22 protein-coding genes are annotated in these 24764 nt (G+C 52.4%); 6 read left to right on the top strand and 16 right to left on the bottom strand.

Going from position 1 to position 24764, the window contains the following annotated elements:
• Positions 1–7 precede the first annotated feature (7 nt).
• Positions 8–457, bottom strand: coding sequence for a MarR family winged helix-turn-helix transcriptional regulator (locus tag ABD851_RS06890; protein WP_344977516.1), 450 nt, complete (start codon positions 455–457; stop codon positions 8–10).
• Positions 458–677: 220 nt separating this feature from the next.
• Here ABD851_RS06890 and ABD851_RS06885 point away from each other — a divergent pair, with 220 nt between their 5' ends.
• A complete protein-coding gene (locus ABD851_RS06885) occupies positions 678–1133 on the top strand; it encodes a MarR family winged helix-turn-helix transcriptional regulator (RefSeq protein WP_344977513.1) in 456 nt (151 codons plus the stop codon).
• A gap of 21 nt (positions 1134–1154) precedes the next feature.
• On the top strand, positions 1155–3770 hold the full coding sequence (gene ppsA, locus ABD851_RS06880) for a phosphoenolpyruvate synthase (protein ID WP_344977510.1): 2616 nt from the start codon (positions 1155–1157) through the stop codon (positions 3768–3770).
• A 7-nt stretch (positions 3771–3777) separates the two neighbouring features.
• Here the strand turns inward: ppsA and ABD851_RS06875 are convergent, their stop codons facing one another.
• From ABD851_RS06875 to abc-f, 4 genes are all read right to left on the bottom strand, one after another.
• Complete coding sequence (locus ABD851_RS06875; protein WP_344977507.1) at positions 3778–4341, bottom strand: cysteine hydrolase family protein; 564 nt, start codon at positions 4339–4341, stop codon at positions 3778–3780.
• A gap of 34 nt (positions 4342–4375) precedes the next feature.
• Positions 4376–5635, bottom strand: a complete 1260-nt coding sequence (locus ABD851_RS06870) for an MFS transporter (RefSeq protein ID WP_344977504.1) — start codon at positions 5633–5635, stop codon at positions 4376–4378.
• Between the two features lie 46 nt (positions 5636–5681).
• Positions 5682–6296, bottom strand: coding sequence for a TetR/AcrR family transcriptional regulator (locus tag ABD851_RS06865; protein ID WP_344977501.1), 615 nt, complete (start codon positions 6294–6296; stop codon positions 5682–5684).
• A 71-nt stretch (positions 6297–6367) separates the two neighbouring features.
• Entirely contained in the window at positions 6368–7966 is a 1599-nt protein-coding gene (gene abc-f / locus ABD851_RS06860) for a ribosomal protection-like ABC-F family protein (protein ID WP_344977498.1), read from the bottom strand.
• A 213-nt stretch (positions 7967–8179) separates the two neighbouring features.
• On the opposite strand from abc-f, the gene ABD851_RS06855 reads away from it, so the two are divergent.
• Together ABD851_RS06855 and ABD851_RS06850 are read left to right on the top strand one after the other, a co-directional pair.
• Positions 8180–9103: a helix-turn-helix domain-containing protein gene (locus tag ABD851_RS06855; protein ID WP_344977496.1), complete on the top strand. Its 924-nt coding sequence runs from the start codon at positions 8180–8182 to the stop codon at positions 9101–9103.
• A gap of 80 nt (positions 9104–9183) precedes the next feature.
• A complete protein-coding gene (locus ABD851_RS06850) occupies positions 9184–10389 on the top strand; it encodes an MFS transporter (protein ID WP_344977493.1) in 1206 nt (401 codons plus the stop codon).
• Between the two features lie 139 nt (positions 10390–10528).
• On the opposite strand, the gene ABD851_RS06845 is transcribed toward ABD851_RS06850, so the two are convergent.
• The 3 genes from ABD851_RS06845 to ABD851_RS06835 all read right to left on the bottom strand — a co-directional run bounded on the left by ABD851_RS06845 (position 10529) and on the right by ABD851_RS06835 (position 12807).
• Entirely contained in the window at positions 10529–11344 is an 816-nt protein-coding gene (locus ABD851_RS06845; RefSeq protein WP_344977491.1) for an ABC transporter permease, read from the bottom strand.
• Positions 11337–12320 carry an ATP-binding cassette domain-containing protein gene (locus ABD851_RS06840; RefSeq protein WP_344977488.1) on the bottom strand — a complete coding sequence of 328 codons (984 nt, stop codon included), beginning with the start codon at positions 12318–12320 and terminating at the stop codon, positions 11337–11339. The genes ABD851_RS06845 and ABD851_RS06840 overlap by 8 nt, the downstream gene beginning before the upstream one ends.
• A gap of 112 nt (positions 12321–12432) precedes the next feature.
• Entirely contained in the window at positions 12433–12807 is a 375-nt protein-coding gene (locus tag ABD851_RS06835) for a Fur family transcriptional regulator (protein WP_344977485.1), read from the bottom strand.
• Positions 12808–12920: 113 nt separating this feature from the next.
• Between ABD851_RS06835 and ABD851_RS06830 the strand changes: the two genes are divergently transcribed.
• Both ABD851_RS06830 and ABD851_RS06825 read left to right on the top strand, forming a co-directional pair.
• Positions 12921–13829, top strand: a complete 909-nt coding sequence (locus tag ABD851_RS06830) for an NAD(P)/FAD-dependent oxidoreductase (RefSeq protein ID WP_344977482.1) — start codon at positions 12921–12923, stop codon at positions 13827–13829.
• A 188-nt stretch (positions 13830–14017) separates the two neighbouring features.
• The gene (locus ABD851_RS06825; protein WP_344977479.1) at positions 14018–14671 is read left to right on the top strand and encodes a DNA-3-methyladenine glycosylase family protein; all 654 of its coding nucleotides are present in this window, start codon (positions 14018–14020) and stop codon (positions 14669–14671) included.
• Here the strand turns inward: ABD851_RS06825 and ABD851_RS06820 are convergent.
• The 8 genes from ABD851_RS06820 to ABD851_RS06785 form a co-directional block, all read right to left on the bottom strand.
• Positions 14650–16386 (bottom strand): ATP-binding protein, encoded by a 1737-nt coding sequence (locus ABD851_RS06820; protein WP_344977476.1) that lies wholly within the window; start codon positions 16384–16386, stop codon positions 14650–14652. The two genes, ABD851_RS06825 and ABD851_RS06820, sit on opposite strands and share 22 nt — an antisense overlap.
• Complete coding sequence (locus tag ABD851_RS06815; protein WP_344977473.1) at positions 16383–17507, bottom strand: sensor protein KdpD; 1125 nt, start codon at positions 17505–17507, stop codon at positions 16383–16385. The genes ABD851_RS06820 and ABD851_RS06815 overlap by 4 nt, the downstream gene beginning before the upstream one ends.
• Complete coding sequence (locus ABD851_RS06810) at positions 17507–18604, bottom strand: porin (RefSeq protein WP_344977471.1); 1098 nt, start codon at positions 18602–18604, stop codon at positions 17507–17509. Before ABD851_RS06810 ends, ABD851_RS06815 begins: the two co-directional genes overlap by 1 nt.
• A gap of 59 nt (positions 18605–18663) precedes the next feature.
• On the bottom strand, positions 18664–19227 hold the full coding sequence (locus ABD851_RS06805) for a K(+)-transporting ATPase subunit C (RefSeq protein ID WP_344977468.1): 564 nt from the start codon (positions 19225–19227) through the stop codon (positions 18664–18666).
• A 29-nt stretch (positions 19228–19256) separates the two neighbouring features.
• Positions 19257–21311, bottom strand: coding sequence for a potassium-transporting ATPase subunit KdpB (gene kdpB, locus ABD851_RS06800; RefSeq protein WP_344977465.1), 2055 nt, complete (start codon positions 21309–21311; stop codon positions 19257–19259).
• 9 nt (positions 21312–21320) lie between these two features.
• A complete protein-coding gene (kdpA, locus tag ABD851_RS06795; RefSeq protein ID WP_344977462.1) occupies positions 21321–23009 on the bottom strand; it encodes a potassium-transporting ATPase subunit KdpA in 1689 nt (562 codons plus the stop codon).
• Positions 23010–23016: 7 nt separating this feature from the next.
• Complete coding sequence (kdpF, locus tag ABD851_RS06790) at positions 23017–23094, bottom strand: K(+)-transporting ATPase subunit F (RefSeq protein ID WP_344978366.1); 78 nt, start codon at positions 23092–23094, stop codon at positions 23017–23019.
• Positions 23095–23396: 302 nt separating this feature from the next.
• Positions 23397–24734, bottom strand: a complete 1338-nt coding sequence (locus tag ABD851_RS06785) for a sigma-54-dependent transcriptional regulator (RefSeq protein ID WP_344977459.1) — start codon at positions 24732–24734, stop codon at positions 23397–23399.
• Positions 24735–24764: the final 30 nt, after the last annotated feature.

Below are 24764 nucleotides of genomic sequence, written 5' to 3'. Positions count from 1 at the left end.
TCCCGTTTCAGCCGAGATTTGTCGTCATTTTTTTTACCAGGGAAATGGCATCTCTGATCTCATCCTCACCCAGATCTCCCGCCGCCTGCCGGTAGAGCTCCAACACCCATGGAAATATGGTTTCCCGCTTTTTTCTGCCCCTTGGCGTGAGATATATCTGCTTATTCCTTCTGTCATCTTTATTTTCCACCCGTTTTACCAAGTCCCGCTTTACCAGACTGTTGATCAGATAGGTAACGCTTGACTTATCTTTACTGACGATATCGGCTATCTCCTGCTGGTTAATGCCATCCTGGCGCCAGAGCAGCCCGATAATTTCCAGCAATTCAAAGGAAAGGTCGGGATCGTATTCGCTGATCTTGGCCCGGATCTGCTGGCGCAAACGACTTTTCATCTCGGTCATTGCCCGTCCGAGCTCAAGGGCCAGCTCCTGGATGTTCTCTGGTTTTACGACCATCTTTTATCTTAAAACAAGTGACTGAGTAAAGGCGATATGTATCAAGTATACACCGGCATGCATCTCTTCCGCGATAGCGTATTCTTTCACAAAGATATAAAATTAGTTTGAATTCAAACTAATTTTGCCCTGGCGATCCGGACGGCGGCTGCCCGGAGCGTAGCTTTTATAAAATTTACATTATCTTTGTAACTAAGATATTTAGTAAATAAGATATAGGATGGAAAACGACGTTCTTAAAGGAATCAGGAGGCTGAGTCAGCAATATGCATACACCTCTATTCAGATGCACGAAGCCATTGCCAGGAAAGCAGGGATTACGGGGACCGACCATAAATACCTGGGATTTTTAATGGAAAAGGGGCAAATGACGGCGGGCGAGCTTTCCCATTTAACGGGTTTGACCACCGGCGCGGTTACCGGCTTAATAGACCGGTTTGAAAAGAAAAAGCTGGTGAAAAGACAGTTTGCCGCAGACGATCGACGAAAAGTCATCATTGTGCCCGACACGAAGAAGATAATGGCGCTTTTGGCCCCGCTTTACCGGGAATTCCGAAAAAAATCAGAAAAGCTTATGGCTTCCTTTTCAACCAGGGAAACCCGGATCATTGAGGCCTATTTTTTAAAAGCCATCGAAATAATGAATGAGACGACAAATAAGGTCAACGACAAGTGATCTCAAAAAAAGGTTGAAAATATGACTGCTTATCTAATGGATTTCCGGGAGATCGATAAAACAATGCTTTCCAGCGTCGGCGGCAAAGGCGCTGGTCTCGGCGAACTGTGCAGGATTCAGGGTATCCGGGTACCGGAAGGCTTTTGCATTACCACCGAAGCGTATAAGGAAATAACGGAAAATAACCGGGAACTGAACCGTTTACTGAATGAGTTGACGCGCCTCAAGCTGCCGGACCGGGAGAACATCGGTAAGATCAGCGCACAGATCCGGACCCGCATTGAAAGCATCCCTGTTCCCGATCATATCGCAGAAGAGATCGCCGGTCGTGTTACCGTCCTTGGTGAAAATACAGCCTTTGCCGTGCGGTCCAGCGCCACAGCGGAAGACCTGCCTACGGCATCCTTTGCAGGACAGCAGGATACTTACCTGAACATCACCGGGAAGGAAGCCATCCTTAAACATGTCAGCAGGTGCTGGGCCTCGCTGTTTACCGGGCGGGCCGTAACCTATCGTCTTCAAAACGGCTTTAACCACCATAAAGTGTGCCTGGCTGTGGTTGTTCAGAAGATGATTTTCCCGCAGGCAGCAGGCATTATGTTTACCGCCGATCCGGTTACTTCCAACCGGAAGGTATTATCCATTGATGCCGGCTTCGGGCTTGGCGAAGCCCTGGTCTCCGGTCTGGTGGATGCGGATAACTACAAAGTACGCGCCGGCAAGGTTATCGATAAGAAAATATCGGTCAAAAATCTCGCCGTTTATGCTCTGGAAGAAGGCGGCACAAAAGAGCAGGCGGTTGATCCGGGACAGCAGAACCGGCAGGCGCTGACGGATGATCAGATTTTACAGCTTGAACACACAGGCAGAAGGATCGAAACACATTTCGGTTGCCCCCAGGATATCGAGTGGTGCTTGGCCGGTGATACATTTTATATTGTCCAGAGCAGGCCGGTCACTACCTTATATCCTATCCCCGAAGCGGATGACGGGGAAAATCACGTTTATATATCGGTCGGTCATCAACAAATGATGACCGACGCCATGAAACCGTTGGGATTGTCTTTCTTCCTGTTAACAACGCGGGCACACATGCGTACTGCCGGGGGAAGGTTATTTGTTGATGTTACGCCTATGCTGGCTTCGCCCGCAGGCAGGGAAACTTTGGTAAATGTGCTTGGGAAATCCGATCCGGTCATAAAGGACGCGCTTACCACCATCTTAGAACGGGAAGGTTTTATAAAACCGTTGTCCGGTGATAAAAAAGAACCAGGTCCTGATAAAAGCGATAAAGCCGGGCCGCCTCCGGATTATCAGACGCTAAAAGATTACGATCCGGAAATCGTTTCTGACTTGATTAAAGCCAGTCAAACATCGATAGCAGCATTAAAACAAAACATCCTAACGAGATCGGGCCCGGATCTGTTTGATTTTATACTGGAAGATATTCAGCAATTAAAGAAAACAAATGCTGATCCGCAGAGTTTTGGTGTGATCATGACGGGCATGAATGCTGCATCCTGGATCAATGAAAAAATGAACGAATGGTTAGGGGAAAAGAATGCGGCGGACACGCTTGCTCAATCTGTACCCCACAACATCACTTCAGAAATGGGGCTGGCATTGCTGGATGTGGCAGATGCGATCCGTCCTTATCCGGAAGTGATCACTTATTTGCAACAGGCAAAAGAGGATGACTTCCCGGATGAGCTGGCGCAATTCGACGGCGGACAGGAAAGCCGGGATGCGATCAGCAGCTTTCTTGATAAATACGGCATGCGATGCGCGGGAGAGATCGATATTACCAAAACCCGCTGGAGCGAAAAGCCGACTATGCTTGTCCCGCTGATCCTCAGTAACCTCAGAAACTTCGCACCCGGTGAAGGTAAGCGGAAATTTGAGCAGGGGAGGCGGGAAGCTTTGAAAAAGGAAGAGGAGTTGCTGAACCGGCTGAAGCCATTACCCGATGGCGAACAAAAAGCCGGAGAAACCAAACGGATGATTGATCTGATCCGGAATTTTGCCGGTTATCGTGAATACCCCAAATACGGCATCGTCAGCCGCTATTTTGTTTATAAGCAGGCTTTACTGAAAGAAGCCGGAAAGCTTGTGCAAGCCCGGCTGATTCATGAAAAGGAAGATATCTATTATCTCACTTTTGAAGAATTCCGGGAAGCGGTCCGCACCCATACCCTGGATAACCGGATCATTGACAAACGAAAGGACGAGTACAAAACCTATGAAAAGCTGACCCCTCCGCGCGTCATGACATCCGATGGCGAAATCCTTTCCGGCCGGTACAAACGGGAGAACCTTCCGGCCGGAGCCATGGCGGGGCTGCCGGTTTCTTCCGGAGTTATCGAGGGCAGGGCACGTGTCATCTTAAAGATGGAGGATGCGGATCTCGAAGAAGGGGATATACTGGTCACCGCCTTCACCGACCCCAGCTGGACGCCCCTGTTCGTATCCGTAAAAGGCCTGGTCACCGAAGTGGGCGGACTGATGACCCACGGAGCGGTCATCGCCCGTGAATACGGTTTGCCGGCCGTTGTCGGGGTGGAGAAAGCCACTACGCTGATCAAAGACGGGCAACGCATCCGGGTGAACGGAACGGACGGGTATGTGGAAATACTGTAGCGAAACGTTATTTCATCCACTCTTCCACATTCACCACTTCGGCTTGCCGGGGGAAGACCTTGGCCGTCAGCACGCGATGTACCTCCTCTTCGGGATCGGCGCAGCAATCGGCGATGACGGTCAGCTGATAGTCTTTGTCCGCCGCTTCGCGCAGGGTAGACAGCACGACCCCGCTGGTGGAGATGCCCGTAAGCACGAGGTGCCGGATTTCCTGCCCGCGCAGCACAACTTCCAGATCGCTGCCGGTAAATGCGCTTACCCGTCTTTTGGTAATAATGACATCTTCTTCCCCGGGAGCCAGGCCGGGATGTATCTTTGTCCACTGATTGGCAAATTCTGCGGTCCATCTCTCTTTTCCGCCCATGGCAGAAAATCCTTTGTTATGGACACTGATCTCGGGGGCTCCCGGCCTGAACCCCACAACGACATAGATGACCGGGATATTACGGCTGCGGGCGGCCGCAATAGCTTTGGCTACATGGGATACAAAACCGGCGGCCCCGGGAAGCCTGCCGAGTATGGACGATTGCATATCCATGACAAGAAGAGCTGTTTTTTTTGTGTGTTCCATTTCAGCGTGTTTATAATGGGAATAAAGGTTTGATTCAGGCTTTTTCCATAACAAGTTTTTCGGTTGCCGCAGGGTGTTGCTTATCAGCCCGGTCCAATTTATGCCGGCTGAGAAGATAATAAAAGACCGCCGCGATAGCAAGACCGGTAATACCCTGACAAAGCAGGGTATTAGGAGCGCCTATCCTTTGGGATACGGCCCCTACGAGGAGACTGCCCAGGGGCAACATACCGAACATCGCCATGATCATGATGCTGATGGCCCGCCCCCGCATATGCGGCGCACTTTCAGACTGTACAATAATATTACTGATGGTGTTTTGGGCTACCGTTCCGAAGCCCGGAAGCATGACAAACAGCAGGGCCAGGGTGAAATTGCGGGTATGTGAAAACGCGATGAGACCGACGCCCAGCATAATGATGCTGATCAGCAAAAGCTTTTTCAGATCGGCGCCCTTTTTTAAGGATGCCAGGATGATGGTTCCGCCCACAGCGCCCAAGCCGATAAAGCTGGTAATGTATCCGAAGGTGGCGGCATTCCCTTTAAAGATATCCTTCGCATATACCGGCAGCAGGGTATCATAGGGAATGACCAGCAGGCTCACCAGCGCCAGTATAAGAATGGTCAGCCCGATGGTCGGCGCCTGTTTGAGGTAAGCGAATCCCTCCACCAGCTCCGACATCACTTTCTTTTTTATCGCAGGCGGAGCATAGGGTGGCAGCTTCATAAATACCAGCGAGAGGATCACACCGCCAAAACTGGCCGCATTCAGGAAAAAGCAAACTCCCGCACCGAATTTTTCCAGGATGATCCCCGATGCGGCAGGACCCAGCAGCCGCGCAAGGCTGGCCATCGCCGAATTGAGGGAAAGCGCGTTGGGCAGGTCCGCCTCGTCATGCAGTACTTCGTGGATCATGGACTGTCTTGCCGGCACGTCAAAGGCATTGATAATTCCCAGCACGGCGCTCAGTGTCAGTATTTCCCATACCCTGTAATGTCCCGAAATCATCAATACGGCAAGCAGGCTGGCCTGCACCATGGAAGCGGCCTGCGTTATTTTGATGATCTTGTAACGGTCGTACCGGTCGGCGGCAATACCGCCGAATATGGAAAGCAGGAATGAGGGAAACTGTTCTGCAAATACGGTGAGGCCCAGCATAAATGAAGAGTGGGTAAGGGTATAGATAACCCATACGACCGCCGTGCGCTGCATCCAGGTTCCGAATTGGGAAAACGACCGGCCGGTAAAATACAAGGTGTAATTGGGACTTCTGAATGCCCTGAAGGTATTCATCTTGCTAACGCTCCTCATATCATAAATCGCCATCCTTGCTATCTGATCAGCCCACCCACTTCATGATCATTTCCGTTAAAGTGTCTACTGTTATCTCAAGCCGGCTGAAATCGTTATCATGCCGCATTTCCCGCCTGATACCCCGGATACCGCTCAGCAGGATGAAGATCAGCATCTCCTGCTCTTTTGGTTTTAAAGGCCGGATATCCCCGTTTTTCGCGGCTTCCGAAAGCGCCTTTTTGAGGAGCGCGGCTTCCGATTTCATCATCCGCTTGTGTACCTCGCTCATCGTCCGGGTATGCCGGGATATTTCATCGGCATCCATGCCCGCTTCCATCGCGGTAAAGATGGCTTTCCGGTCCTCGGAAGTTTTTATTTTGGTGAGCCCGAAAGCGCGTATTTTATCTTTTACAGCGCCGGCATGGTCCATCGCCACAGCGATTTCGTCGATCACTTCGCGGATAAGCGTCTCCATGACCGCTTCAAATATCTCGTCCCGGTTCCTGTAATAGTAGTAAAGCGCGCTTCTGCTCTTCCCGATCACCTTCGACACGTCGTCCATCGTTACCTTTTTAAGCCCGTGCTTCAGGTAGAGCTGCAAGGCAGCCTGCAGGATCTGCTCGGGAAGTATCTCTTCCTGTATGGATGTGGTTGACGACATCTTTTCTTGAACGACGCGGCAAAGATACGACCCGGTCGACAAAAAATCAAATTTTGTCAATATGACGAATATTAACCTGCCGGATCGAGCGTGATTTCCCGTTCTATCTTTATCTGTTCCAGGAAATAGGCGTCATGCGACACTACTATCAGCGTTCCCTGGTATTCATTAATGGCCGAGGTCAGTATTTCCATATTCCGGATATCGAGGTTGTTCGTCGGCTCGTCCAGCACGATCATATCCGGAGCCTGGTTGGCAATGGTCAGGGTGCAGAGCATCAGCCGCATTCTTTCCCCGCCGCTGAGCGACCGGCAGGGTTTGTCCCAGTCTGCCCGGGTAAACAAGAACCGGTTGAGGCGCATCTTTATTTCATGCTCCTGCAAGCTTCCCGGGTTATGTTGCTGCGCTTGTCCGTAAACGCTGAGCGCATTGTCGATCAATGAATAGTCCTGGTCGATATAAACAGCGCCCGCGGCGGCCCGTTCCAATACGCCCGTTCCCGGTTGGAGGCTGCCCAGCATTATTTTTATTAACGTTGTCTTTCCCGATCCGTTTTGTCCTTTGAGCGCAATCCGTTCCCCGCTCCGGATATGAAAGCTCAGCCCCTGCTGCCAGAGCTGTTGCTCACCATACCCGAAATTGATATCCCTGGCGGTAAGCAGCACTTTGCCCTGATGAAGCGCAGCATGGTCGAGGTCTATCTTCATTTTGTCCGTATCCGGCAGCGCAGCGCGCAGCTGATCCAGCGCCCGGGAAATGCCGGCCACCTTTTCCGTATGCACATCCTTCATACGGGAAGTGCTTTTCTCGGCATTATTCCTGAAGGTGTTCATGGAAATAGTGGGCAAGCCGGCCTTTTCCTGTTTTTTCTTTCCGCGTGCATCCAGCTTCTGCTGACGCTCGAGCGCTTTTCTTTCCGTTTCCTTTGCCTTCCGGAGCTCCTTTTCCCGACCCTTCAGCTCCTGGCTCAGGGCATCGTCTTCGATCTCTTTTTGCGCGGTGTAAAAATCATAATTGCCTCCGTAGACGGTTATGCCCTGCCGGCTGAGCGCATACACCCTGTCCAGGAGGTTCAGCAGGGTCCTGTCATGACTGACCGCCATCAACGTATGGTGGGTGGATCGTATATAGTCGTACAGCAGGTCCCGTCCCGTAATGTCCAGGTGATTGCTGGGCTCGTCCAGCAGGACGATCTGCGGACGATGGATGGCGATACCGGAAAGAAAGACCTTCGTTTTTTGTCCCCCGCTCAGCGAACTCATCTTCTGCATCAGGTCCAGGCCATCCAGTTGCCAGTGGACAAACGCTTCCCGGCAACGCTCCTCGATGGTCCAGTCGTCGTCGAGCAGGGTGAGGTTGGCTTCCGTTACGTTTCCCCTGAGCACTTCGTTCAGGGCCTTTAGCTTATCTCCGAGGCGAAGGGCTGCAGCAACGGTGTCATCATTAAACTGCCCCAGATGCTGGGGTACATAGTAAGGCCTTGTATCGGTTTTGACCGATCCCGCCGTGGGCGGCAGATTACCGGATATGATTTTCAAAAGGGTGGACTTCCCTGTGCCGTTGTTGCCGATCAGGGCGATTTTCTCCTGTTTATGAACAGAAAGATGGATGTCGGAAAAAAGTAGATCCCGGTTGGGATGCGCATATGAAACGCCTTGAAGGATAAGCATAGTTTCTTTCTAAAAGATGAATACCACCGGCGGTTCGATGCCGGGTTTGTTTTCCTGAAAGAAACTATATTTTCATCGGAGTGTTTTTTGCTTGTGCAAAGGTAAAAAAAATTCTTGTTTGTTGCTTTTAATGAGGTTTCCGGAGGAGGAGTTGGCTGAGTCCGCTTTAAAAGCAAAGCGGAGTAAATATTTGAATTCCTTAACTTTGCAAATATGGAAACCATCGAAACGCTGGCGCAGTATTATGAAATGACCTGCCGTAAGCTCCCCGTTGACCTGCAGCGGGGCGACCGTCTTACGCGGCATTTCAATGTATTTCGCAGGAATAAATGTTTCGGCATCATGCCTTTCCGGCGGCGGGACTACTATAAGATCAGCCTTTGCCGGGGCGATGCTGTGCTGTACACGGATAAAGGAGAGGTGAAGATCGATTATCCCGCCATTTTCTTTTCCAATCCGGCCGTTAAATTCGGCTGGCATAATATCTCAAAAGAGCAGCAGGGCTTTGTCTGCCTGTTCAACGAGCTATATGTAAATGCGGAACTGAAGCAGGAGCTGAAAAGGCTGGACAGGCTCTTTGAAGGAGAAGTGTATTCGTTTGTAAAGCTGACTGATGAGCAGTACGGATTGCTTTCCCGCTATTTCACCATTATGCTTGATGAGTACAATGATGCTTTTGAATTTATTTATAAGGAAGATGTCATCCAGCATATCCTCAGGCTTATCCTTTATACTACGATGAAGATATATCTCTCATCGCGCCCGGGCCGTAAAGAAGAAAAACAACATATGATTGTGAGCCGCTTTATTGACCTGCTGGACGGGCAGTTCCCGGTAGATTCCCCCCGTCACCCCATCCAGCTGATCACCCCGAGCGATTTCGCCAGCCATCTGCATATTCACGTCAACCACCTCAACCATCTCATCAAACATTATTCCGGCAAGCCAACCAGCCGTCTTATCCTCGAGAAAAGGCTCTCGGAAGCCATATCCCTCCTGAGAAATACGGATTGGAGCATTGCAGAGATTGCCGAAAGCCTCGGATTTGCCTATCCGCAGTACTTCAATCATTTTTTCAAGACCCAGACCGGCATGAGCCCGCGCGAATACCGGAGGGTACCGGAAGGGAATATTTGATTTATTTAAGTATTAGTTTGAATTGTTTATCTTTTGAAGCCACAGGCTTGGTAATTTTGCGCTCATAATTTCTTATGAAAATGATGAGACGCATCAATGAGCACAATCTGCGGATCAGCACTATCCTGGCTTTTATCCTGATCCCCCTTTCGGGCCTGGCAACGGATGTTTACCTGCCTTCTTTTCCGGAAATGGCGGAAGTATTCCATACCTCTTCCGCCGGTATCCAGCAAACGCTGGTTTTTTTTCTGGTCAGTTATGGCATTGCCCAGTTTTTCGCGGGCAGTATCCTGGATAGCTTCGGCAGATACCGGCTCAATCTCCTGGCCTTGTTTATTTTGTCCGCCAGTAATTTTGTAATTATTTTTACACATCAGATCCACGTTGTTGACCTGATGCGTGCGATACAGGGAATATGTACCGCGTTTATCATGGTAGGGAAGCGCGCCCTTTTTGTAGATGCCTATACCGGCGAAAAACAAAGGCATTATACCAGTCTCTTGACTATTGTATGGTCTGTGGCCCCGATTGTTGCCCCTTTTCTGGGCGGATACCTGCAGAAGAACTTCGGATGGACCTCCAACTTTTATTTGCTGGGATTTTATGCATTGATCATGCTCCTGCTGGAAGCAATATTCAGCGGCGAGTCATTAAACGAGCCGCATCCCTTCCGGCTTCCGGTGATACTAAAAAATTATCGAAAGCTTCTCGGCACTCCAGATTTCAGCGCCGGCGTTTTCATACTGGGATCCATATATACCACTGTGATGGTATTCAATATGTCCGTCCCGTTTATCGTAGAACAGCGTTACCACCTTTCCCCGGTCGTTACCGGTTATTGCGCCCTGTTTTCAGGGGTAGCTATGTTCATCGGCGGGTTGGCGGGTAAAATGCTGCATTCGGGTTCCCTGTATAAGCGACTGGTCGCGGGTAACCTGATACAGGGCGGCCTGATCCTTCTTATGTTTATCTCTGCTTCCCTTTTTCCCAGCCTTATCATGATCATGGTATTTGTCCTGCTCATCCATATGACCGGTGGTTTCCTTTACAATCTGTTGTTTACCTATTGCATTACCAGATTCCCGAGAAATGCGGGTATGGCCGGCGGTATTACCAGCGGGGGATCATATATGATCACCTCGGTGGCCAGTTCCGGTATCCTGGGTCTGATCGCGGTTACTGACCAGCAAACACTGGCTATCAGTTACCTGGTTTTTGCGCTGCTGACCGCTGGTATTTTGGGGTTTTTAAGATATGTGCCTGCCGGACGGCTTTTGCAGGCCTGATTAAAAAGATATCATAAATTCCATTACGCTTCCAAAGCGTATCATCAGATCCATGAAAGGGAACTTGCGGCTTTGTCCATCAGCAGGCATCCAGGCTATACGCCCGTGGATACTGATCTCCTGCGTTAATAACCCATGCTTATTTTGTTCCTTTCCGCTTGAATATCCATGTAGCCAGCGGCGCTGCGATAACGATGGTAGCGATACACCAGGCAAAGGCCAGCCAGGCGGAGTTTCCGGAAGGCGTGCCGACCAGCCAGGATCGCATGGCATTGATCACATGGGTCAGGGGTTGGTTTTCGGCAAAAAAGCGGAGCGCTCCCGGCATGGTATCGGTAGGCACAAAAGCGCTTGAAGCAAAGGTCAGCGGGAAAATAACCACAAAGCCTACCCACTGCGCCGCCTCAAGACTTTTGACAAACAGCCCCAGGATGGCCGACAGCCAGGAGATGGCCAGCGTGAACAGCAGGGAAAGGAGAATGACCAGCAACCAGTCGGTAACGGTGGCGGTAGAACGGAAACCGATCAGAAAGCTTACGGCAAATACGATAATGGCCGACATGATGTTGCGGAGGAGGTCAGAAGCTACATGCCCGACGAGCAGGGCGCTGCTGGCCATGGGCAGCGAGCGGAGCCGGTCCACGATACCTTTCTGAAGATCAACCGCCAGGTTGATCGTGGTATAGTTGGCGCCAAAGGCCAGCATCTGCACCAGGATGCCGGCTACCAGAAAGTTCACATAGCTGATGTTGCCGGTATCTATGGCGCCGCCAAAAACATAGCGATTCAGGATCAGGAACATAATGGGAAACAGGGCTACGGAAAGCAGTTGATCGAGGCTCCTGATAATATGCATGATGCTGCGTTTGGCCATTATCCACGAGTCGCTCAGCAGCCAGAATAACGACGACTGCCCGGGAGAGGTCACGGAAGCCTGCGAGGGTATTTTATCCATTCCGGGTTTGTTTTTCAAGTTCGTTTTCTTCCGGTTCGTCTGTTGCCGAGTGACCGGTTAATGCCAGAAATACATCATCGAGGGTAGGACGGTTCAGGGAGACGTTTTCTACCTGCAGCCCTGCAGATTCAAAGCGCTGCAGAATTTCCCGCAACCGGGTAACGCCTCCCTGGGTGGTGATGCTGATGATGCGCCGGTTAAAGTCGGTATGCACAGCTTCCCCATCCATAACCCGGCACGCGGCCTGCATGTCGCTTTCTGCTGCCAGCTTAAGCGCTACACGGTCGCTGCCCACCCGGGCCTTCAGCTCATCGGCGGTACCTTCGGCGATCACCTGCCCGTTGTCGATCACTACGATCCGGTCGGCCAGCTGATCGGCTTCTTCCATATACTGCGTGGTCAGCAATATGCTGGTGCCTTCCGCCTTCAGCTGCCGTATCATTTCCCATACGGCCATACGGCTGCGTGGATCCAGGCCGGTAGTAGGCTCATCCAGGAAGATCACAGGGGGAGAGGCCACCAGGCTCATGGCCAGGTCTATGCGCCGTTTCATGCCGCCTGAATAGTTTTTTACCGGTCGCCTGGCCGCTTCTACCAGATCGAATTTTTCCAGCAATTCCCGGGTACGCGCTTTGATGGCGTTGTTGCTCATCCGGTAGAGCCGTCCCAGCATATGCAGGTTTTCTTCGGCGGTCAGGTATTCGTCTACCGCAGCAAACTGACCGGTAAGCCCAATGCTGCCCCGTACCTGCCTGGGTTGTTTTTGTACGTCAAACCCGTTTACCGTTGCTGTACCTCCGTCGGGAGACAGCAGCGTGCTGAGGATACGGACGGTGGTGGTTTTTCCCGCGCCGTTAGGGCCCAGGATGGCCAGTACCGTTCCCCGTTTTACCGAAAAATTGATCCCGCACAGCACCCGGAGGTCCTTAAACGATTTTTTCAGCTCTTTTACCACAATAGCGTCGTCAGTCGGCATTTTCCAAAATTTACTTTGCGAAGATATAGCGGACATTCCAAATTGACGCGACCATAATCCGACAAACTTAGGGGGCGTTTGCGACAACAGTGGAATCGACGTATAAACGTCATTACGGCTTGCAAACCGGGCAATATCCTGAGATAAAGCCGTTAAAATCTACCGCACGGTATCCCCTGGGAAGGCTCAGATCAATCTCGTGGTGCAGACATTCCACCTTTCCGCATTTGATACAGCGAAAGTGCAAATGGTTATGCCGGTGTTGCTTTTCGCTGCAATTCAGACAAAAGGCAAAATAATGTTTCCCGTCGTCTCCCAGCACCTTGTGCAGGATGCCGTCATCACAAAAGCTGTTCAGCACCCGGTAGATGGTTGCCCGGTTGACCGTTTTTCCCAATTCAGCCTGCAGATGATCATGGCTTACAGCCGTTCTTGCAGCTTTGAGGACATTCAGCACCAGGTCTTTTGTTTTTGTGTTCCGTTTCATCTTTGCTAACCTTTGTTTTCAAGGCCGGATGGCATGAAAGGTCCTGCAAAGATAAAATATTATTGCGACAAGGTCGCAATAATAAAAAATCCGTTTACCTTTGCGAAAAAAAGATGAGCAACCAGGACAGCTTTGAGGTAATCATCCTCGGGGGCAGCTATGCAGGACTTTCGGCTGCAATGAGCCTCGGCCGCGCTTTGCGCCGTGTGCTGATCATAGACAGCGACAAACCCTGCAACCGGCAGACCCCGCATTCGCATAACTTCATCACCCAGGACGGCAAAGCCCCAGCCGCCATTACGCTTTCAGCCCGGGAACAGGTGCTGGCTTATGACACGGTAAAGTTTCACCACGACCTGGCGGTAAAAGGAATCAGCGGACCGGACGGATTTGAGATCGTAACCGGGTCCGGCAGGAGCTTCTTTGCCAAAAAGCTGTTGTTTGCCACCGGGATAAAAGATCTGATGCCGGATATTGACCAGTTTTCCGCCTGCTGGGGCATATCCGTTATCCACTGTCCTTATTGCCATGGTTATGAATACCGTCATGAAAAAACGGGGATACTGGCCAACGGGGACTCCGCTTTTGAAATGGCAAAATTGATTTCCAACTGGACAAAGGACCTGACCGTTTTCACCAACGGGGCGCCGGATTTTACACCCGGACAAATCGAAAAGCTAAAAAGCCGTAACATCCCTGTTGTTTCTACCCTTGTCCGCGGGCTTGAGCATACGGACGGCCATCTCAGGAGCATTATATTTGAAGACGGCTCCCAGGCCGCCGCCAGTGCCCTGTATGCCAGGCTGCCCTTCGAGCAGCATTGCGATATACCGGCGCAGCTGGGTTGCGTGCTCAGCGAGCAGGGGTATCTGAAGGTAGACGCGATGCAGAAAACCACCGTTCCCGGCATCTGGGCTTGCGGCGACGGCACGTCGCCCATGCGGTCGGTAGCCAACGCCGTGTATACCGGTTCGTTTGCCGGAGCGGTAATAAACAAGGAACTGATCGATGAAAGTTTCTGACGGCTATACCAGGGCCTTTTCCAAGAGGGCTCCTGTCAACGGATTGAAACGGTAAGGAGCAATTTCGGTGAACCCGTAAGACCGGCTTCCGTTACCGGTTTTGCCCTATCTTTACCATTGGCGGCACTTACAGGCTGCCCCGGGAAAGACGGCATATAGCAGGCATCCCACGACCTAATTTCATGAGTATGTTCGAGAAATTTGCGGCGCATAACTTTCAACACACTTGCGATCAGCTGGCCAAACAGGACAAAGACATCTCCGCCATCCTGAAAGCCCACGGCTATCCGCCGATGTGGACGCGACCCAATACGTACGAAACCCTTGTTCACATCATCCTGGAGCAGCAGGTATCGCTGGCCTCCGCCCTGGCAGCGCTAAAAAAGCTGCAGGAGAAAACAGGCGGCATAACGCCCCGGAAAATACTCGCGCTCAGCGATGATACCTTAAAAGCCTGTTATGTAAGCCGCCAGAAGGCGGCATATATCCGGGCCCTGGCGGAGACAATAAGGAGCCGGCGGCTGAAGTTGACGGCGCTGGAGCAAATGCCGGATGAGGAGGTCCGCTCCCGGCTGACGGAGATAAAAGGCATCGGCAACTGGACGGCAGACGTCTACCTGATGTTTGTCTTACAGCGGGCGGATATCTTTCCGATCGGCGACCTGGCCGCGGTGAATGCCCTGAAGCGGGCCAAAAACCTGGACCGGGATACCTCCCGGGAACAGCTGCTGGAAATCGCCGGACGCTGGAGTCCCTATCGCACCGTGGCCACCATGATCCTATGGCATCACTATCTGTCTTCGCCTTTCAGGAGCAGGTTTCAGATACGGAAGGGAAAATAGAAAAAGAAGGTGCTGCCCTGTCCTTCTTCCGATTCAACACCGATACTTCCGCCCTGGGCTTCGATAAAATCCTTACTTATGGAAAGCCCCAGCCCGCTTCCCGATTTCGGGCTGCCGGGCACCTGGAAATAGCGGTCAAATATTTTTTCGATATACCGGCGGCCGATGCCTTTTCCGAAATCTTTTACCGAAAAAAACAGGGCATTTTCCCTTTTTTTCAGGGAAAGGATGATTTCGCTGTACTCCGGCGAATACCGGATAGCATTGGTGATAAAATTGGTAAGTACCCAGGCGGTCTTTTCGGCATCCATCTTCAGGTCGGGGACCGGCTCATCCGCATCTACGGTGATGCGGACATGTCTTTGCTCCGCCTGTGTCTTTGTAGCGTCAAGGGCATATTTCAGCACGGTATGGGCATTGTTTTTACGGATATCCAGCTGAATATTCCCGGTCTCGACCTGGGTCATGTTCAGCAGCTCTCCGGTGATCTTCAGCAACCGGTTGCTGTCGTCGCTGATACTGTCCAGCAGCTGCAGCTGTGTTGTATTGAGCGCCCCGGTCTGGTTGTGCCGCAATAGTTCCAGGCCCATCTGGATAGAAGAAATAGGCGTCTTCAGCTCATGGGAAACGGTGGCGATAAAATTGGTTTTGGCAAATTCAAGCTCTTTGAAGGGGGTTACGTTCTTCAGGATAATAACGTGCCCGATCTCTTTTTTTTCCGTTTCTCCCGTAGGGATAACGCTGATCCTGACCACTTCCTTTTCAAAATAGCTCTCTTTGTTATCGGCAAATATCTTCAGGGGGGGAGCCTTTTTTTGCGGCGGCGGGGTTTGTTCCCTGCCGATATCCCGGATCAGTATCCGTATCAGATCGTTACGCCCGGCGAGATCTGCCGCCTGTCCGCCCACAAGCTGTTCTTTGCGGAGACCGGTTATCCTGAGCGTTTCATCATTGGCGAACAGTACTTTTTCATTTTCATCCAGACCTATAACGGGGTCGCGCATGTTATTGATCAGCGTGTCGATGCGCTTTTTTTCCATCAGGACCTCATCCAGACGGCTTCCGACATATTCTTCCAGCTTTTCCGCCATGGCATTAAAAGATCCGGCCAGCTCCCCGAACTCGTTATGGCTTCCGAAATGCACCCTTTCATGATAATTCCCCGCCGAGATCTCCCGGATGCTCTGTATCAGCTCTTTTATGGGATCGGCTATGCTGCCCGGAAGGTTCACCATCAGCACAAAAGCGATCAGAAAACAAATCATTCCCGTAATGGCGATCCATACGGTGGCGGTGGATGCCGTATGTGAGGCGAGGTCGCTCTTTTCGCGGATGGCCTGCATATTCAGCAGCATGATCTTTGAAATATCGGCCCGGATGAGGGAGGGCATCGCCGGATCGGCGGGACCGGCCTGCAGCTGCCGGAAATGCCTTTCCAGTTGTTCGGTGGCGGCTTTCTCCCCCGGCTCTGTTTCATTCCCCTTCTGCTTCCGCAGGTTGTCCTCGAACCGCACGTTTGCGCCGGGGTCATCCTTCATCTCATCCAGCGACAGGATCATATTTCTCGAATATTCCAGGGTATTGTAGTTGGCGCTGAGGATATTGCTGGTGTCCTTTTTTAGCGCATTGATATACCAGGTACTTACCGCCGCCAGCAGAATAACGAGCAGGAAAAGCAGGCCGACCCCAAGGGTCAGTTTTGTCTTGATCTTCATGACAGGATGATTAAGTCAGTATCCCTGCGGGAAAGCTGTTTGAGCAGTTCGTTAAATACGCCGGTAGACAGGATGATACCGATAAGGCTGATATGCGGCTTTCCGATACAGACGGTGGTGATCTGCCGCTTGCCGGCCTCGGCTATAATGGCGGCGGGGATGTTCCTGTTCCGTACGCGGATTACCGTTCCCCCCAGCTCGGTGGCCATCTTGAGGTTATTGATCAGCATACGCTGTTTGTCCAGGGCTATCCGGTCCGGACTTTCTTTGGGGGCCTGTACGTAGAGCACGAACCATTCACCGCTGTAATAGCTGGCCAGGCGGGCGGTTTTCCGGATAATGTTCTTTGCTTTGTTGGCGTTGCTTCCGATGCAGGCCAGGAACCTTTCCCTTTTCAGACCGGAACTTTTCTGCACGATCGTTTCCACCTGACGCACCACTTGCCCGGCCACTTCCTTCAGGGCAAGCTCCCGTAGCTGGAGGATATGTTCGCTTTTGAAAAAATTATTCAACGCGGTCTGAATTTTGTTTGCGGGATAGATCTTCCCTTCTTTCAAACGGCTGATCAGCTCATCGGCAGTAAGGTCGATGTTCACCACTTCATCCGCCATGGCCAGCACCTTATCGGGGATGCGCTCGGATACCGCGATGCCGGTGATATCTTTTATTTCCCTGCTCAGGCTTTCAATGTGCTGGATATTGACGGCGCTGATCACATTGATGCCGGCTTCCAGTATATCGGCTACGTCCTGCCAGCGCTTTTCATTTTTACTTCCTTCGATATTGGAATGGGCCAGCTCATCGATGATCACGACTTCGGGTCTCAGGTTGATGACGGCCTGAAGATCCAGCTCATCGAGCTCTTTCCCTTTGTAAAAAAGCTTCCGTCTCGGAATAACAGGAAGGCCGTCCAGGAGGGCGGCCGTCTCTTTCCGGTTGTGGGTTTCGATATAGCCGATCTTTACGTCTATGCCGCTTTTCAGCAATGCCCCCGCTTCCTGGAGCATGCGGTACGTTTTACCCACCCCGGCGCTCATGCCGATATAGATCTTGAACTTTCCCCGCCTTGATCTTTTGATCAGGTCGATAAAATGCAGGGCATCGTTTTCTTTATCGCTCATCAAAAGAAGATTGCAAGGGCGGTGGTAGCGGCGGTAGTGTGGCCGGCTACCGAACCGTCCTTTTTTATAAAGATAGCATCTTTGCTGCTAAGATTGCGGGCTTCGGTCCGCCAGACCACATGGGATGTGATCGCATAATCCACATTGGCGGAAACCCCGGTCAACGCGGCCCCATGCGTCATACCGGTGGCCAGGATGACCCCGTTCTTATCCCGGTAATACTCGCCCCTTACGGCGATATGTATACGGGAGGACGGGCTGTACCGGAAGATCAGGACGGGTGCGTACCAGGTATGGAGATCTCCGCTGCCCTTTTCCTGCTGTTCCAGCCCGAAATCGATCCCCGCCGTGATCCCGAACCGGTCGCTGATCTGAAAAATGCCGTAAAGGTTGTTGAAATAGCGCATTTTCCGGAGGCTGTCCGGTTGGTCGCTTCCGGAAAAGCCGCTGTAGTTGAGTGTGACCTTTTCCGAGGGCCTGAAGGTGACCTCTGCTCCGAATGCCGGCGTATTGTTTTCCTCCGGTCGCTGGATGCGCTGCCAGCCGTTCAGGTAAAGTGCGGCCAGATACCATTTTCCGTTGAGCGTGGTATATCCTAACCTCAGACCGGTTTCAAAATACGGCGAATTCTCGGCGGCAAGCCCCCGCGTGAGCGTCCAGTTATCCTTGCCGACGGCGCTCTCAAAACCGATATGGGAGGGCAGGATGCCGGCGTCTATCCAGAGCTTCCGCTTACCGGAGAGCTTTACGCCTATATTGGCCTCATAGATATTTTTCAGCACACCTTCTTCGGCGGCATAGTTCGCATTCATATAAGTCCCCGCTGCCAATGCAAGGTTACCGCGCACCCGGCTGCTGCCGTAAGCCGCCTTCAGGTAACCGAGATTGAGGTTTATTTCACCGGTCCTGTTATGGCTGTACAGAAAAGCGGGGCGGGTATGATCTCCGGGGCGGTTGAAGTCATAAGTATAATAAACTTCCGCATAACCGCTGAAGGTAAGCGGTTTGTTTTCCGTCGTATCCTGGGCCAGACAGCTTCCGGCTGCCGCGCCGGTAAACAGCAGGATCATGATTAAATTCCTTACAGATCGTTTCATGGTAAAGGTTATCGGGTTAAAACAATAGCTTATCCGCCGGGACGGCGACAAGGCAGGGCTTACTTTTGCAGGCGGTCGAGCGCCAGGTTCAGCCGCAGCACATTTACCGAGGCCGGACCGAACAGGCCGAGCAAAGGCTTTTTCACCGATTGCTTCACCAGCTCCTCCAGGCGGGACTCGGGAATATCCCTGACCGCGGAAATGCGTTTCACCTGCACCATCGCCGCGGCTATCGAAATATCCGGATCCAGCCCGCTGCCGCTTGCCGTAACCAGGTCTACCGGTATCCTTGATTTATCGACGCCGGGGTTATGCACCAGGAAGGTGTCTATCCTTGCCTGCACGGTTTTCAGCAGATCGGGATTGTTGGGTCCCTTGTTGCTTCCGCCGCTGCCTGCGGCGTTGTAGTCCACCGCCGAAGGACGGGACCAGAAATACCTGTCCTCAGTGAAAGCCTGGCCGATATTGGCGTAATAAGTGCGGCCGTTCCCGGTGATCTTTTCACCATGGCCTTTACCCGGCACCATCCTGGCTATGCCCAGCAGGATCAGCACATAAAAGCCTGAAAGCAATACCAGGGAGAGCAGCGTCAGTTTTATGGCCGGCAAGAGATACTTTTTCATTTTTCTTTTGTTTTATGGGTTCAAACGGATCATACAAAAAGACCCACCACCAGATCGATGAGCTTGATCCCGATAAAGGGGATCAGGATACCGCCCAATCCGTAAATGAGCAGGTTCCTTCTGAGCAGGGCGCTGGCGCCGATGGGCTTATAGGCCACCCCCCTGAGCGCCAGCGGGATCAGCAGGGGGATAATGATGGCATTGAAGATCACCGCAGACAGTATGGCGCTTTGCGGGCTGTGCAGCTGCATGATGTTCAGCGCATCCAGGGCGGGAATAGCGGGAATGAACAAGGCCGGTATGATCGCGAAATATTTGGCCACGTCGTTGGCAATGGAGAAGGTGGTGAGCGTACCGCGGGTCATCAGGAGCTGCTTTCCGATCTCCACCACCTCGATCAGCTTGGTAGGATCATTGTCCAGGTCCACCATGTTGCCGGCTTCCTTTGCGGCTTGTGTTCCGCTGTTCATCGCTACTCCCACATCGGCCTGGGCCAGGGCGGGAGCGTCGTTGGTGCCGTCGCCCATCATCGCCACCAGCCGGCCTCCGGCCTGCTCTTTCCGGATATAGTTCATCTTATCCTCCGGCTTCGCTTCGGCAATAAAATCATCTACCCCTGCTTTATGCGCGATGTATTGGGCGGTAAGCGGGTTGTCACCCGTCACCATCACCGTTTTGATCCCCATCTTCCTGAGCCGTTCAAAACGTTCCTGTATGCCGGGTTTTATGATGTCCTGCAATTCGATAACGCCCAGTACGGCGGCGACGCCGGATCTCTCCTCGCTTACCACGAGGGGGGTGCCTCCGTTGCCGGCGATCTCTTTTACCCGCTCCGTTATTTCATCCGGAAAAACACCGCCGGCTTTTTCGACCAGCCCTCTTATGGCATCTGCCGCACCCTTGCGGATGCGGGTGCCGTTTCCGAGATCGACGCCCGAACTCCTTGTCTCTGCAGTAAAGCCGACGAATGCCGGACGGTCCGGCTGCAGTCCGGCGGGGTCGAGACCGGAGAGCTCGACGATGGATTTACCTTCGGGGGTATTATCGGCGATGGAGCCCAGCACAGCAGCATAGATAAACTGTCTTTCATCTACATTTTTTGCCGGAAAGAAATGCGTCGCCTTCCGGTTCCCGATGGTGATCGTCCCGGTCTTATCGAGCAGCAGCACGTCGATATCGCCGGCCGTCTCCACTGCCTTTCCGCTTTTGGTGATCACATTGGCCCTCAGCGCGCGGTCCATCCCCGCTATGCCGATAGCGGAAAGCAGTCCGCCGATGGTGGTCGGGATAAGACAGACGAACAGGGCGATAAAGGCCGCAATGGTGATCGGTACCCCTGCAAAATCCCCAAAGGGCTTCAGTGAAGTGCAGACAATGATGAATACCAGGGTAAAGCCGGCGAGCAGGATATTCAGCGCTATTTCGTTGGGCGTTTTCTGCCGGCTGGCCCCTTCCACCAGGGCGATCATCCTGTCCAGGAAGCTCTCCCCGGGGGCGGCGGTCACCTTTACCTTTATGTGGTCGGACAGCACTTTGGTACCGCCGGTGACGCTGCTTTTATCGCCGCCCGCCTCACGGATCACCGGCGCGCTTTCTCCGGTGATCGCGCTCTCGTCAATGGTGGCCAGCCCTTCGGTTATTTCCCCGTCCGTGGGAATGATGTCGCCTGCTTCGCAGATGAAATAGTCTCCCTTGCCCAGCAGGGAAGAAGGCACCATCCGGATTTCGTTGACAAAAACGCCGTCCATTACCGAAATCTTCTTGGCCGGGGTATCTTCCCTGGTTTTCCTGAGCGAGTTGGCCTGGGCTTTGCCCCGGGCCTCCGCGATGGCCTCGGCAAAATTGGCGAACAGGACGGTCAGCAGCAATACCCCAAAAACGACAAAGCTGTAGACAAAGCTGCCCTGTGTAGGCTCGCCGGCCAGTATCCAGCAGCATACCAGCAACATGACCAGCGTTCCGATCCATACGGTGAACATCACCGGATTGCGGAACATGCTCTTTGGATTCAGTTTGACAAACGACTGTTTTAACGCTTCAATTACGAGCCCTTTATCAAGAAGTGATTTATGATGTGATTTCATGTGGATCTTTTATTTAAAAGCGAAAAATTCGGCTATGGGTCCCAGGGTCAGGGCGGGGAAGAAGGCCAGCGCGGCTACGATAATGATGACCGCAAGGGTCATGAAACCGAAAGTAACCGTGTCGGTTTTCAGCGTACCGGCGCTCTCCGGGATATATTTTTTCCCGCCCAGGATACCGGCAATCGCCACGGGACCGATGATGGGCAGGAAACGTCCGAGGATGAGCACAAACCCGGTAGAGATATTCCACCAGGGAGTATTGTCGCCCAGTCCCTCGAAGCCGCTGCCGTTATTGGCCGCACTCGAGGTATATTCATAGAGCATCTCCGAGAATCCGTGAAACCCGGGGTTGGCCAGCGTACCGGCGGTAAGCCCTGGCAAGGCGGCGGCCAGCGCGGTACCGGCGAGGATCAGCAAAGGATGCAGCAGGGCGATGATCATCGCTATTTTCATCTCCCGCGCCTCCACTTTTTTCCCAAGGAATTCAGGAGTACGGCCCACCATCAGCCCGCTGACGAACACCGCAATGATGATGAATACAAAATAGTTGAGCAAGCCTACGCCCACTCCCCCATAGAAGCAGTTGATCATCATCGCCACCAGCTCGTTCATGCCGGACAGGGGCATGTAGCTGTCGTGCATCGAGTTGATGGATCCCGTGGAGATAACCGTAGTGGCTATACTCCAGTAGCCCGAAGCTGCTGCACCAAACCGGATTTCCTTGCCCTCCATGTTACCCGGGCTGTTGTCGATCCCCATCCTGGCTATGGCCGGATTGCCATGGCTTTCCGTTACAATATTAGGGATGGCCAGCGCGAGGAAGCCGGCCGTCATGACGCCAAATATGACCGCCGAAAGCCGCCTGCGCCGGATGAAAAAGCCGAGGGCAAAGATCATGGCGAAAGGAATGATCATCTGGGCACCCATTTCCAGCATGTTGCTGAAATAACCCGGGTTCTCCAAAGGATGGGCACTGTTGGCCCCGAAGAATCCTCCTCCGTTTGTGCCGAGGTGCTTTATCGGCACAAAGGCGGCCACCGGCCCGGTGGAGACCTGTACCGTGTCGCCCTGCAGGGTAATCATCTGCTGCTTTCCTTCAAAAGTCATGGGCGTGCCGCTAAACAGGAGCAGGACGCCGATGACAAGACATATGGGAAGCAGGATCCGGATACAGGTTCTCAGGTAATCATTAAAGAAATTGCCATACGTTTTGTGTATTCCCCCGCGCAGCGCCCGGAACAGGATGGCCGTGGCGGCCATACCCGTAGCAGCGGTGGTAAACTGCAGGAACATCAGGTAAAGCTGTCCGAGATAACTGACCCCGGACTCGCCGGAGTAATGCTGCAGGTTACAGTTTACCAGAAAAGAGATGGTGGTGTTAAAGGCCAGGTGGGGACTCTGGCTTGGGTTGTGATCAGGGTTCAGGGGGAGCCAGCCCATGTTCATAAAGATGAACATCCCCAGCAGGAACCAGATCAGGTTTATGGTCAGCAGGGCCACCAGGTTCTTCTGCCAGCTCCATGCTTCATGAGGATCGATGCCGCTAAGCCTGAAGAAGATGCTTTCCAGCGGGTTAAATACCGGATCCAAAAAGGTACGTTCCCCGCCATACACCTTTGCTATGTATTTCCCCAGCGGAAAGGCCAGCAAAAGCGTAAGGGTGAACATGGCGATAATGCCCAATGTTTCTGTATTCATTTCTTGTCTAAAATTTTTCCGGTTTTATCAATACGTAGCACATGTAGGCAAATACCAGCACGGCGATGATGAATAAGACGATCATGGTTTATGCTTTTTCAAAAAAGTCAATGGATTTAAAGAACAGTGCAAAACAGAGCAGGCCGGCTGCAAGAAGAAGAAGGATCATGGTATTTGTTTTTGGTTCGGTATCCGGATGCCAAATGCTGTTCCACACTCCATAGGATTGCATGTAAATGATTAACAGCCATTTTGTTGGATCAAGTTCCTGACGAAAAGGAAATAAAAAAAGCCTATCAAAATGATAGGCCGCTTATCAAAATGAAAAGGGGATAAACTGTGCCGGTCCCCACAGAAGGATCGGGTGGGAGAAGGGGAGACAGGACGTTATGATATCTTATATTCGTCGATTTTCCGGTAAAGCGTAGCTACGCCGATCTCGAGCAGGCGGGCCGCTTCGGCTTTGTTGCCCCGGGTATAATTGAGCACTTTCTGGATATGCAGCTTCTCGGCGCCCGCCATGGAGAAGGCCGAGATGGATGCGCCGTCCGGGCGGGCATGCAGGATCTCATAGGGGAGGCTTTCCTTATCCAGCGTATCGCCGTCGCTCAGGATCACGCTGCGTTCAATGACGTTTTTCAGTTCGCGGATATTGCCTTTCCAGGGGTTTTGTTCCAGGGCGGTGATATAGTCCGGATGGAGAGCGCTGATTTTCTTGTTCATCTTCAGGGCGAAGGTCCCGGCAAAGTGCTCCGCAAGCAGACGGATGTCCGGAGCCCTTTCCCGGAGCGGAGGCAGTGTGATCTGAAAAGCGGATAACCGGTAGAAGAGATCGCTCCGGAAGCGACCCTGCGCTATCTCCTCTTCCAGGTTCCTGTTGGTAGCGGCGATCACCCGTACATCCACGTTAATGGGTTGCGTAGTGCCCAGCCGGATCATTTCTCCGCTTTCCAGCACCCGCAGCAGCCGCGCCTGCAGGTCAGTGGCCATTTCTCCGATCTCGTCCAGGAACAGGGTGCCGGTATGCGCTTCTTCGAAGAAACCCTTCTTGTCTTTTACCGCACCAGTAAAGGCCCCTGCCGCATGCCCGAAAAGCTCGCTTTCCAGCAAGTCCCTGCTGAAGGTCGAGCAGTTCAGCGCAACAAACGGCTTGCTGCTCCTTTTACCGGCGTGATGAATAGCCTGTGCAAAAACCTCTTTCCCGGTGCCGGTTTCCCCCAGCAACAATACGGCCGTATCGGTCTGCGCTACCTTTTTGCCCAGCTCGATGGCTTCCAGGATATTTTTTGAAGTGCCCGTGATCTGTTCGAAGGAATATTTATGACCTACCTGCTGCTCCAGCCGGTGCAGCCGCTTGACCAGCTGTACCTTATCCATGGCCCTATGCAGCAACGGAATGATCTTGTTATTATCATCTCCCTTTACGATGTAGTCAAAGGCGCCGTTCTTTATGGCCTGAACGCTGTCCAGTATGTTGCCATAGGCGGTCAAAAGGATGACCTCCGATCCGGGTTGTTTTTCCCTGATCTCCCGTACCAGCTCAACACCATTCCCGTCGGGCAGCTTGACATCGCAGATGATCACGTCAAAATCTTCCTGGGCCAGCTTTTGCTGCGCCGTCTTTATACTCTCGGCCTGTGTGATCACAAAACCTTCCAGGCCGATGATCCTGGCCATGAGGGTACGGAGCTTTTCTTCGTCGTCAATGAGCAAAACGCGTCCCACTTTCGGATAGTTTAAGTAGGGCGAAATTAG

It is taken from the genome of Compostibacter hankyongensis (assembly GCF_039541075.1).
In the GTDB taxonomy this organism is placed as follows: domain Bacteria; phylum Bacteroidota; class Bacteroidia; order Chitinophagales; family Chitinophagaceae; genus Compostibacter; species Compostibacter hankyongensis.
Note: the sequence above shows the minus strand (reverse complement) of the source record. Positions and strands in the feature narration are given on the sequence as shown.